General features: G+C 74.2%; 5 protein-coding genes. 1 reads left to right on the top strand and 4 read right to left on the bottom strand.

Annotation, left to right across the window (positions count from 1 at the left end; all coding sequences use genetic code 11):
• Together AC07AL_RS35995 and sbnA are read right to left on the bottom strand one after the other, a co-directional pair.
• On the bottom strand, window positions 1-2422 hold a 2422-nt coding region (locus tag AC07AL_RS35995; protein WP_478319423.1), incomplete at its 3' end, for an AMP-binding protein.
• Window positions 2423-2525: 103 nt separating this feature from the next.
• The gene (gene sbnA / locus AC07AL_RS35990) at window positions 2526-3563 is read right to left on the bottom strand and encodes a 2,3-diaminopropionate biosynthesis protein SbnA (protein ID WP_063348730.1); all 1038 of its coding nucleotides are present in this window, start codon (window positions 3561-3563) and stop codon (window positions 2526-2528) included.
• A gap of 221 nt (window positions 3564-3784) precedes the next feature.
• On the opposite strand from sbnA, the gene AC07AL_RS35985 reads away from it, so the two are divergent.
• Window positions 3785-10954 carry an amino acid adenylation domain-containing protein gene (locus AC07AL_RS35985; RefSeq protein WP_478319422.1) on the top strand — a complete coding sequence of 2390 codons (7170 nt, stop codon included), beginning with the start codon at window positions 3785-3787 and terminating at the stop codon, window positions 10952-10954.
• Window positions 10955-11081: 127 nt separating this feature from the next.
• Here AC07AL_RS35985 and AC07AL_RS35980 read toward each other — a convergent pair whose 3' ends face one another.
• Window positions 11082-11762 carry an AfsR/SARP family transcriptional regulator gene (locus AC07AL_RS35980; protein WP_478319421.1) on the bottom strand — a complete coding sequence of 227 codons (681 nt, stop codon included), beginning with the start codon at window positions 11760-11762 and terminating at the stop codon, window positions 11082-11084.
• 214 nt (window positions 11763-11976) lie between these two features.
• Entirely contained in the window at window positions 11977-12267 is a 291-nt protein-coding gene (locus AC07AL_RS35975; RefSeq protein ID WP_107453059.1) for a helix-turn-helix domain-containing protein, read from the bottom strand.
• Window positions 12268-12405 lie beyond the last annotated feature (138 nt).

Below are 12405 nucleotides of genomic sequence, written 5' to 3'. Positions count from 1 at the left end.
CGCCGACGGGGACGGGCTGGAGTTCGTCGCTGAGGACGTAGAGGCGGGTGTTGCGCACCGCGGTGCCGATGGGGACGCGGGCGGTGAGGGTGTCGCCGGTGCGGATGACGGCGTGGGTGACGTCGTCGCTGCACTCGGTCGGGCCGTAGGCGTTCATCATCGGGATGTGCGGGTGGCGGGCGTGCCACCGTCGGCACAGGTCTGCCGGAAGGGCCTCGCCGGTGACCATCAGCCAGCGCAGGTGGGGGAGTTCGGGGGCGGTGCCGTCGAGGTCCCAGGCGTCCAGGGCGGCGCGCAGCAGGGAGGGGACGACCTCCAGGACGGCGATCTTCTCGTCCCGGGTCATGGCGAACAGGGCGGCCGGGTCGGCGGCCATGTCGGTGCCGGAGACCCGGACGGTGCCGCCGACGATGAGCGGGGCGAGCATCTGCCAGACGGAGACGTCGAAGGTGAGCGGCGCGTTCTGGACGACGCCTTCCCCGGCGGCCAGGTCGAGGTCGCCGACCTTGGCCCAGAGGTGGTTCATCATGCCGGAGCGCTGGACCATCGCGCCCTTGGGCTTGCCGGTGGAGCCGGAGGTGAACATCACGTACGCCAGGTCCAACTCGCCTCCGACAGAGGTGAGTTCGGCGCCGCTGCTGGAGTCGGACGGGTCGGTCAGCGGCAGGGCGGTGGCCGCCCCGGCGGTGAGCTCGGCGGCCTGCGCCTCGTACCCGGCGCCGACCAGCAGGTGGCGGGCGCCGCCGTCCTCCAGCAGCCCGGTGTTGCGGGCGGCCGGGGCGGCCGGGTCGAGCGGCAGGTAGGCACCGCCGGCGGCCTGGACGGCCAGCACGCCGGTGACGAAGGGGACGCCGGGCTCGGCGAACATCGCGACCACCGAACCGGTGCCGACCCCGGAGGCGGTCAGCCGGGCGGCCAGGCCCGCCGCGCGGGCGACCAGTTCGCGGTAGTCGATCCGCTCGGCGCCGTCGGCCACGGCCACCGCGTCGGGCGTACTGGCCGCGACGGTGCGGACCCGCTCGACCAGGCCCTGGTCGGCGGCGGTGGCCGGATCCCAGGCGCCGAGCAGCCCGAGCGGTTCGCCGGTCGCGCCCAGGCCCACCTGGCCGAGCGGACGGTCCGCGGGCATGGTGGCGAGGGCGCCGAGGAAGGTCTCGAACCGGGCGAGGTGGGTGGCGAGTTCGGCCGGCTCGTACAGCTCGGGGTTGCCGTCGAGGTGGATCTCGACGGTGCCGTCGTCCGCGTTCAGGACCGTCATGATCAGGTCCTTGACGATGCCGGTGGACAGGTTGACCACGACCCCGCGGCAGTCGCCGAAGGCCAGCTCGGGGTCCTGGTTGAGCACGTTGATGAACGGGCCGAAGGCGCGCTGGTCGTCGATCCGCAGGCCGATGTCGCGGCGGACCCTGTCCCCGCGGTAGCGCTGGTGCTTCAGCGTGCCGGCGACCTCGACCCAGGCCGCGCGCAGCAGTTCGGTGCGGGTCATCTCCGGACGCACCCGGACGGCCAGCGGCAGGTAGTTGGCGAGCATGCCGGGGATCTCGCGGCTGACCGCGCCGACCCGGCCGGTGACCGGCAGGGTGAGCAGCGGCGCCGGGACCCCGGTGACGCGCTGGGTGTAGGCGGCCATCGCGGCGACCATCAGGACCGGCATGGTGACCTTGCCGTCCTGGGCGAGGGCGTGCAGCGCGGCCGTGGTCGCGGGGGAGAGCCGGGCGGTCTCGCGCAGCGCGACCCGGCCGGGGGCCGGCTCCTGCTCGGAGAGCGAGACCAGCTCGGGCACCGCGCCGTGCCGGTCGGAGGTGAGGCGGTCCGTCCAGTAGGCGCGGTCCTTCTCGACCATCGACGAGTCGAGGTACTTGCGCTCGGCGTCCAGCAGCCGGTGGAAGGCCGGCATGGCGTCGGCGTCCAGCTCGGCCGGGCCCTCGCCGGCGGCCAGCCGGGTGTAGGCGCTGGACAGCTTGGGGTAGAGCAGCGAGCGGCTGAAGCCGTCCGCGAGGATGTGGTGCATGCACAGGTAGAGCAGGTGGTGCTCCGGGGCCAGCCTGATCAGCGCGCCGCGGAACAGCGGGAAGTCGGTGACCTTCATCGGGTCGGCGTGGTCGGCCCGCATCCACCGCTCGGCGGCCTCCGACGGCTCCGCCTCGCCGCTGAAGTCCAGCGTCTTGAGCGGGAGCTGGGCGAGCGGGCGGATGATCTGGCCGGGGGCGCCGTCCTCCTCGACGAACTGCACCCGCAGTCCCTCGGCCTCGTGGCCGAGGCGTTGCAGCGCCCGTCCGAGCAACTCGGCGTCGAGCGGTCCGCGCAGATCGATGTAGTCCGCCATGTTGTAGGCCAGCGGCCCGGCGGCGAACTGCTCGTCGAACCAGATCTCGGCCTGTGCCGCGGTGAGCGGAAGGACAGCGTTCCGGTTTGTCGTCACTGCTTTGCTCTCCGTCATCCTCAGCCTCAGCCCCGCCTTGAAAACTCTCGACCCTCTGACCCCGCAGGCCCCGGCTCCGCAGGCCCCGACCCCGCCGGTCCGGTCAGCCGGACACCGTCTGGAGCCCGGCGGCGACGCCCGCCCCGAGGCCCCGGTGCTCGACCCCGGGCAGCAGGCCCTCCGGGCCGACCGAACCGCGCACCCACTCGTCGTGGTAGACGGTGTCCATGTAGCGCTCGCCCAGGTCCGGCGAGATGGTCACGGCGGTCACCCGCTCGCGCACGCCGCCCGCGCCGTCGCCGTAGTGCTCGTTCAGCCAGCGCAGCGCGCCGCTGACGGCCGTCCCGGTGGAGCCGCCGAACAGGAAGCCGCCGCGCATCAGTTCGCGGCAGGTCCGGACGGTGTCGGTCTCCTCGACGTGGACCGCCCGCTCCACCAGCGACTCGTCCAGCAGCGCGGGCCGCACGCTGGTGCCCAGGCCCGGGATGTGCCGGGTGGCCGGCGGGGCGCCGAAGGTGACCGAGCCGACGCTGTCGACCGGGACGACCCGCACCGAGGGCCGCCGCTCGCGGAAGTACCGGGCGCAGCCCATCAGCGTCCCGGTCGTGCCCGCGCCGATGAACAGCACGTTCAGGTCCGGGAACTGGCGGGCGATGGCCGGCGCGGTGGTCCGGTAGTGCGCCATCCAGTTGCCCGGGCTCAGGTACTGGTTGAGCCAGACCCGCTTCTCGTCGGCGGCGAGCAGCGCCTTGACGTGGCGGATCCGCGCACCGAGGAAGCCCTCGGTCTCGTGCGGCTCGGTGATCAGGTGCACCTCGGCGCCGTACGACTCCATGGTGCGGCGGGTGACCTCGTTGCAACGAGAGTCGGTGACGCAGATGAACTTGTAGCCGCGGCTGGCGGCGAGCACGCTCAGGGCGACGCCCATGTTCCCGGACGAGGATTCCACCAGGGTCGAGCCGGGGCCGAGGACGCCCGCCGCCTCGGCCTGCGCGACCATTTCCCGGGCCGCTTTCAGCTTGATGGACCCGGCGAAGTTGAACCCTTCGACTTTCAGGAAGAGACGGTGCCCGAAGAACGGCTGCAGATTCACGAAGAGGTCGCTGACCTCGAATTCGTGCGACGCGGAAATGACCGGCACTGGAGACTCCTGGCCTTCGGTAACGAATTAGCCTCGGCGGCAAGCCTCCCGCCGGGCGCTGACGAGGGGCTGACGGACTGCTGACGGGGTCGGCGACCAGGGTTTCGGACCCGCCCGGAGGCGCGCGTCAGCCGTCCGTCAGTTGCCGGTCAGTTGCTCGTCAGCGCCATCGGAAAGCGTTTGTTATTCCGCACTTGCAGGCCTTCCACGAGGAGCCCGGTTTGAATCGGCCGTCCGCCATCAGTGAAGTCCTTCCGCTCTCGCCGCTGCAACAGGGACTGCTCTTTCTCTCGGAGTACGACCGTGAGGGGACGGACGTCTACACCATTCAGCTGGTCCTCGACCTGGACGAGCTGACCGACGCCGATGCCGCCGCGCTGCGCACCGCGGCGGGCCTGCTCCTGGAACGGCACCCCAACCTGAAGGCCTGCTTCCGGCACCGCAGGAACGGCGAGGCGATCCAGGTGATCCCCACGTCGGTCGAACTGCCGTGGCGCGAGGTCGCGGTGGCGGTCGGCGCGGCCGGGCCGGAGGCGGAGTTCGACCGGCTCGCCGAGGAGGACCGGCTGCGCCGCTTCGACCTCGCCCGCCCGCCGCTCCAGCGGCTCACCCTGGCCCGCGCCGAGGGCGGGCGCTGCCGGCTGGTCTGGACCGTCCACCACATCCTGGTGGACGGCTGGTCGATGGTCTCGCTGATCGGCGAACTCGCCGCGCTCGCCGAGGAGCTGAAGGCCGGCGGCGCCCCCGCCAGGCAGCCGCAGGCCGGCGCGGCCCGCTACCAGGCGCACCTGGCCTGGCTGGGCGCGCAGGACAAGGAGGCCGCCCGGCAGGCCTGGACCGCCGCCCTGGCCGGGGTCGTCGACCCGACCCGGCTGGTGCGGGCCGGCCGCGACCGGGCCGCCGGTGCGGCCGCGCTGCCGCAGGCCGTCCCGCTGGAGCTGACCCCCGAGGTCTCCGCCGCGCTGACCGGCTTCGCCCGCTCGCGCGGCCTGACCGTCAACGCGGTGGTGCAGGGCTGCTGGGCGCTGCTGCTGTCCCGGCTGACCGGCCAGGACACCGTGCTGTTCGGCGCGGTCACCTCCGGCCGGCCGGCCGAGGTCCCGGACGTCGAGCGGATGGTGGGCCTGTTCGCCAACACGCTCCCGGTCCGGGTGGACGTCGACCCGGCCCGCACCCCGGCCGAGCTCTTCGCCGACGTGCAGCGGTCGCAGACCGCGCTGCTGGCGCACGAGCACCTGACCCTGGCGGAGGTCCAGCAGCTCACCGCCGTGCGCGGTGAACTCTTCGACACCGCCCTGATGTTCCAGAACTACCCGATGGGCGGCCTGCCGCTGGCTACCGGCACCGGCCCCCGGGTGACCGGCGCCGACGTCCGCTCCGCCACCCACTTCCCGGTCACCCTCACGGTCTTCCCCGGCACCCCGTTCGGCCTGGCCGTCAACCACGTGCCCGCGCTGGTCACCCGGGCCGAGGCCGAACTGGTCGGGCGGCGCTTCGCCCGGCTGCTGGCCGCCGCCGTCGCCCGGCCCGACGAGCCGTGCGGCCGGCTGGACGTCCTGGACGAGGCCGAGCGCGCCGAGATCACCGAGGCCCGCAACGCCACCGGGGCGCCGCTGCCCGGCGACTGGCTGGCCCCGCTGCTGGCCGCCCGGGCCGCCCGCACCCCGGACGCGCCCGCCGTGCGCTGCGGCGAGGAGCGCCTGACCTACCGCGAACTGCACGCCCGCGCCGACGCGCTGGCGCACGCCCTGCACGCCGCCGGGGCCGGCCCGGAGCAGGTGGTGGCGATCGCGCTGGACCGCTCCTGCGACCTGGTGGTGGCCGCCCTGGCCGTCCTCAAGTCCGGCGCGGCCTACCTGCCGCTGGACCCGGACTACCCGGCCGACCGGCTGCGCTACATGCTCGCCGACGCCGCCCCGGTGGTCACCCTCACCCACCGCCGGGTGCGCGAACTCCTCGCCGCCGAAGCCGCCGTAGCCGCCGAAGGCGAGATGAGCACCGGCGAGCTGTGGGTGCTGGACGGCCCGGACGCCGCGACCGGTGCGCCCGGGCAGCGCGTACCGGGCACGGCCCCGCGCGCCGACCACCCCGCGTACGTGATCTACACCTCGGGCTCCACCGGCCGCCCCAAGGGCGTCGTGGTGCCGCACCGGGCGCTGGTCAACCTGGTCGAGGACATGGTCGCCCGCTTCGAGGTGACCACCGAGGACCGCTTCCTCGCCGTCACCACCTTCGGCTTCGACATCGCCAACCTGGAGCTGTTCGTCCCGCTCGCCGCCGGCGCCGAACTGCTGGTCGCCGACCGCGAGACGGTCCGCGACCCGGCCGCCCTGGCGGACGCCGTCACCGGCCTGGACGCCACCCTGCTGCAGGCCACCCCCAGCCTCTGGCAGTCGCTCGCCGCCGACCACGCCCCCCGGCTGGCCGGCCTGCGCGCCCTGGTCGGCGGCGAGGCGCTGCCCGAGCCGCTGGCCCGCACCCTCACCGCGCACTGCGCGTCCGTGACCAACGTGTACGGCCCGACCGAGACCACCATCTGGTCCACCGCCGCGCCGCTGACCGCCGCCGAGGCCGGGCCGCCGCCGATCGGCGGCCCGATCGCCAACACCCGGGTGTACGTCCTGGACGGCGCGCTGCGCCCCGTCCCCGACGGCACCTTCGGCGACCTCTACCTCGCCGGCACCGGCCTGGCCCGCGGCTACCTGGGCCGCCCCGGCCTGAGCGCCGAGCGCTTCGTCGCCGACCCGTACGGCCCGAGCGGCGCGCGGATGTACCGCACCGGCGACATCGTCCGCTGGGACGCCGCCGGCACCGCCCTGGAGTACGCGGGGCGCAGCGACCACCAGGTGAAGATCCGTGGCTACCGCATCGAGCTCGGCGAGATCGAGTCCGTGCTCGCGGCGCAGCCCGGAGTGACGCGGGCCGTCGTCACGGCCCGCACCGACCGGGCGGGGGACGCCCGCCTGGTCGCCTATGTCGTACCGGCAGGGATCGACCGCGACCGCTTGCGGGAGCGGGCGTCATCGGTGCTGCCCACGCACATGATCCCTGCCGTGTACGTTCCCCTGGACGACCTGCCGCTGACCCCCAACGGCAAGGTCGACCGCAAGGCCCTGCCCGCCCCGCCGGACGAGCGGGCGGGCACCGGACGCGAGCCCGCGGGGGAGCGCGAGGAACTGCTCTGCGCGGTCTTCGCGGAGGCCCTCGGGCTCGACCGGGTCGGCGCCGACGACGACTTCTTCGAACTCGGCGGCCACTCGCTGTCCGCGACCAGGGTCGCCAACCGGCTGCGTGCCGCGCTCGGCGTGGACGTCCCGGTGCGGACCCTGTTCGACGCCCGGACGGCCGAGGCGCTGGCCCGCGCCCTCGACCCGGACGCGGCGGCGGTCGCCGAGGCGGCGGAGCCGGCCCCCCGGCGCCCCGCGCTGCGCGCCGTCCCGAACCGGCCGTCCTCGGTGCCGCTCTCGCACGCCCAGGAGCGGCTCTGGTTCCTGGACAAGATGGACGGGCCCACCGGCAGCTACAACATCCCGCTGGCGGTCCGCCTCACCGGCCCGCTGGACGCCGCCGCGCTGGCCGCCGCCGTCCGGGACGTGGTGGCCCGGCACGAGAGCCTGCGCACCGTCTTCGCCGAGGCCGACGGGCTGCCGTCGCAGCTGGTGCTCTCCGCCGAGGAGGCGGAGCGGGCCGGCGCCCTGCTGGTCGTCGTGGACCTCTCCGGGGCGGCGCCGGGCGCGCTGGAGGCGGCGCTGGCCGCCGAGGCCGTCCACCCCTTCGAGCTGTCCGCCCAGGTGCCGCTGCGGGCCCGGCTGTTCACCCTCGGCCGGGACAGCCACGCGCTGGCCCTGACGGTGCACCACATCGCCGCCGACGGCTGGTCGCTCGGCCCGCTCGCCCGCGACCTCTCCGACGCCTACCGGGCCCGGCTGGACGGCGCCGGGCCGCGCTGGGCGCCGCTGCCGGTGCAGTACGCCGACCACGCGCTCTGGCAGCGCGAACTGCTCGGCTCCAAGGACGACCCGGACAGCCTGGCCAGCGCCGAACTCGCGCACTGGCGCGAGGCGCTGGCGGGCATCCCGGAGGAGCTGGACCTGCCCACCGACTTCCCCCGCCCGGCCCGCGCCGGGCACCGCGGCGCCGAGGTCGAGTGCACGGTGCCCGCCGAGACCCACGCCCGGCTCGCCGAACTCGCCCGGCGCGGCGGCGCCAGCCTGTTCATGGCCGTCCAGGCGGGCCTGGCCGCACTGCTCACCCGGCTGGGCGCGGGCACCGACATCCCGCTCGGCAGCCCGGTGGCCGGGCGCACCGACGACGCGGTCCGCGACCTGGTCGGCTTCTTCGTCAACACCGTGGTGCTGCGCACCGACACCTCGGGCGACCCGGCGTTCACCGCCCTGCTCGGGCGGGTCCGGGAGACCGACCTGACCGCCTACGGGCACGCCGAACTGCCCTTCGAGCACCTGGTGGAGGAGCTCAACCCGGTCCGCTCGATGGGCCGGCAGCCGCTCTTCCAGGTGATCCTGGCCTTCGAGAACAGTTCCGACCCGCTGCCCGAGATGCCCGGCCTGAGCGCCGAGGTGCTGCCGATCGGCAGCACGACGGCCAAGTTCGACCTGTCCTTCCAGGTGCTGGAGCGGACCGGTCCGGACGGCGCCCCGGCCGGTCTGGACATCCGCCTGGAGTACCGCGAGGACCTGTTCACCGGGGCGACGGCGGCCCGCCTCGCCCGGGCCCTGGCCACCCTGCTCGACTCCGCCACCCGCACCCCCGACGCGCCGCTCAGCGCCCTCGACCTGCTCACCGCCGAGGAGCGCCGCGTCCTGCTGGAGGAGTGGGCCGGCCCGACCGCCCCGTTCACCCCGGTCACCCTGACCGCCCTGTTCGAGGGCCTGGCGGCCGCCGACCCGGACCACCCCGCGCTGATCGGCCCGGACGGCGTGCCGGCCGGCCCGGCGACGATGCGGCTGTCCTACGCGGCGCTCAACGAGCGGGCCAACCGGCTCGCCCACCTGCTGCTGGAGCGCGGGGTCGGGCCGGGCGACGTGGTCGCGCTGGCGATGCCGCGCTCCGCGCCGCTGGTGATCGCGCTGCTGGCGGTGCTCAAGACCGGCGCCGCCTACCTGCCGGTCGACCCGCAGTACCCGGCCGAGCGGATCGCCTACATGCTCGACGACGCGGCGCCCGCCCAGGTGCTGACCGTCGAGGCGGTCGCCGACCGGATCCCGGGGCTGCCCGAGGGCGTCGTCCCGCTGGTCCTGGACTCCCTGCGCACCCGGTCCGACCTGACCGGCCGGTCCGACCGCAACCCCGTCGACGCCGACCGCACCCGGCCGCTCCTCCCGCAGGACGTCGCCTACGTGATCTACACCTCGGGCTCCACCGGCCGCCCCAAGGGCGTCGCGGTGCCGCACCTGGGGGCGGCCAACCTGGCCGCCAACCACCAGGCGCGGATGGGCGCGGGGCCGGACACCCGGGTGCTCCAGTTCGCCTCGTTCAGCTTCGACGCCACCGTCTGGGAGCTCGGCGTCTCGCTGTACTCGGGCGGCACCCTGGTGGTCGCCACCGACGAGAGCCGGGTCTCCGGCGAGGTGCTGGGCGCGCTGCTCGCCGAGCACCAGGTCAACCACGTGGTGCTGCCGCCCACCGTGGTGGCCGGCCTGCCCGAGGACGTGGTGCTGCCCGAGGGCCTGCACCTGCTGGTCGGCGGCGAGGCCTGCCCGGCCGCGCTGGTCGACCGGTTCGCCCCGCTGACCGAGTTCCGCAACGCCTACGGCCCGACCGAGGCCTCGGTCTGCGCCACCTGGAGCGACCCGCTGCGCGCCGGCGGCGGCCGCCCGCCGATCGGCCGCCCGCTGGACAACCACCGGCTGTACGTCCTGGACGACGCCCTCGCGCCCGCGCCGGTCGGCGTCACCGGCGAGCTGTACATCGCCGGCACCGGCCTGGCGCACGGCTACCTGCGCCGCCCGGTCACCACCGCCGAGCGCTTCGTCGCCGACCCGTACGGCCCGGCCGGCACCCGGATGTACCGCACCGGCGACCTGGCCCGCTGGCGGGCCGACGGCACGCTCGACTACGTCGGCCGGGTGGACCACCAGGTGAAGCTGCGCGGCTTCCGGATCGAGCTCGGCGAGATCGAGGCCGCGCTGGTGCGCCACCCGGTGGTCGTGCAGGCCGCGGTGCAGGTCGCGCCCTCGCCCACCGGCGTGCCCCAGCTGACCGGGTACGTGGTGCCGCTGCCCGGCGTCGCCGCCGTCGACGTGCCGGTGCTGCGCGCGTTCGTCGCCGAGTCGCTGCCCGCGCACATGGTGCCCGCGGCGCTGGTGACGCTGTCCGCGCTGCCGCTGACCGCGAACGGCAAGCTCGACACCCGCGCCCTGCCGGCGCCCGGTGCCGCGCCCGCCGCCGCGCAGACCCCGGTGCGGCGCCCGGGCACGCCGGCCGAGGAGGTCATCGCCGGGGTCTTCGGCGAGATCCTCGGCCTCGACCAGGTCGGCGCCGACGGGGACTTCTTCGACCTCGGCGGCGACAGCCTGCGCTCGGTGCAGATCGTCAGCCGGGCCGCGAAGGCCGGGCTCACGCTCTCGCTGGCCGACGTCTTCACCCACAAGACGGTGGCGGCCCTCGCCGCCGCCGCCCGGCCCGCCACCTCGCAGCGGCTCCCCGCGACGGTGCTGGAGCCGGTGCTGCCGATCCGGCCGGGCGGCACCGCCGAGCCGCTGTTCTGTGTGCACGGCGGGGTCGGCTTCGGCCTGCCGTACGCGGAGCTGGCCCCGCACCTCGACCCGGCCCGGCCGGTGTACGCGCTGCAGTCCGACGGCGTCGCCGCGCCCGAGGGGGAGTGGGAACGGCCGCAGGGCGTACGGGAGCTGGCGGCCACGTACCTGGCGAGGATCCGCCGGGTGCAGCCGCACGGCCCGTACCACCTGCTGGGCTGGTCCTTCGGCGGGCTGGTCGCGCACGAGATGGCGGTGCAGCTCCAGGCGGCGGGCGAGCGGGTGGCCTTCCTGGCGGCGTTGGACGTCTTCCCGGTGCTGCCGGGCGACCACAACCCGACCGACGAGGAGATCCGCGGGGCCTTCCTCGCCCACCACGCCACCGGGGCGGGCATCGACGACGGGGAGCTGCGCCGGCTGATGGCGGTGATGCGCCACCACACGGACATCGCCCGGGAGTTCACCCCCGGCCGGTTCGACGGCTCGCTGCTGCTGTTCGCCGCTGCCGACGAGGTGCAGGGCGCCCCCGCCGCCGAGCTCGCCGACCGCTGGCGCGCGCACCTGACCGGCGCGCTGACGGTGTACGACGTCGCCTGCGGCCACGAGGAGATGCTCGGCCGGGAGGCGGCCGGCCGGATCGGCGCGGTGGCCGACGCCGCGCTGCGCCGGTCCTGAACGACCGGACGGCCGGGCCCGGAATCCGGGCCCGGAATCCGGGCCCGGCCGTCACGGGGCCGCCGGCGGCGCCCCAGGAGGGGAGCCGCCGGCGTGCCGGGGCGAACTGCCCTCGCCCCGACGGGACTTACAGCGAGGGGTCCTGCATCAGGATCGCCTGATAGAGGTGGTGGAGACGACGACTCGGTTTGAGCCCCAACTCGTCGTCGAGCCACTTCCGGGTGCGATGGAAGATGTCGACGGCCTCCGACTGCCGGCCGCACCGGTAGAGGGCGATCATCAACTGCTCGCTGAACCGCTCGCGTTCCGGGTACTGGGCGAGCAACTGCTTCAGCTCGGCCACCACCGCCCCCGCCTCGCCCGCTTGCAGCTGCGCCGAGATGAGGTCCTCCCGCGCGGTCTTGCGCTGCTCGTCCAGACGCAGCGCGACGGCCCGGCACCAGGGCCCGTCGCTCGTGTCGAGCAGGGCCGGTCCGCGCCACATCGCGAGCGACTTGCGGAGCGTGTCCATCGCTTCGTACGGCCGGTCGCTGACCAGCCCCGCGCCTTTCTCCGCCGTCCGCAGGAATCGGTACGCGTCGACCGCGTCCTCCGAGACGTTGAGCATGTAACCGTTGTCAACCGTGCGGATGAGTTCCTGGTCCGGCCCCTCCAGACCAAGTTCCGCCAACGACTTGCGCATGCGTTTGACATTGGCCTGCAAGGCGTTGCGCGCGTTCTTGAGCGGCGCTTCCCCCCACAGCTCGTCGATCAGTTCGTCGAACGCGACCACCTGGCCGGCGTTGAGCGCCAGCATGGTGAGCATCACGCGATTCTTCTTCGCCCGTAGACCTACGGTGCGCTGACCGTCGCCGATCAATAGTGGGCCTAATATGGAGATGTACACCAAATTCCCCGTCCCTAGCGGTGAACTCCAGCCACAAGCCTTTCTCCTGTGACCTCGGCCCGGCCACCGCCAACAGTGGTCGACGTGTTTGGGGTGGCCTGACAAAGGGGAAAAGCCTGGGTATCATTCGCGCTGGTCAAGTATCGGACACGCCTGGGTCGTCCGGCCATGTACCTTCGTACATGAGTTGATGAACCTGCGCCACCAACCCCACCTGAAGCCGCGACTCCACTCCCAGTTTCGCGAGGATGTTGGCGACGTGCGCCTTCACCGTGCGCTCCGTGACGTGCAGTCGGGCGGCGATGCCGCGGTTGGAGTGTCCGGCACCGATCAGGTCGAAGACCTGCCGTTCCCGTCCGGACAGCGTCCCGACCCGGGTGAGTTCGTTGCGCCAGCGCGCCGAGGCGAGGCTGCCGTCACTGTGCATGGCCACCCCCCTGACCGCCCCCTGCTTCCCCGTGGTGCGTCCGGCGGCAGTTGCGCCCCCCCGTCACCGGGAAGGTCGTTCACGTGCCGACGAACGCGCATGCGATTCTACAACTCCCGTAACAAACCACCACGGGAC

The organism is Kitasatospora sp. NPDC043949, from assembly GCF_056435365.1.
The sequence above is the reverse complement of the archived record's forward strand: the minus strand, read 5'-3'. Positions and strand labels throughout refer to the sequence as shown.

Bases quoted from the DNA above. Each gene is read 5' to 3' on its own strand.
- AC07AL_RS35975 (WP_107453059.1), bottom strand. From the start codon at position 12,267: ATGCACAGTGACGGCAGCCTCGCCTCGGCGCGCTGGCGCAACGAACTC.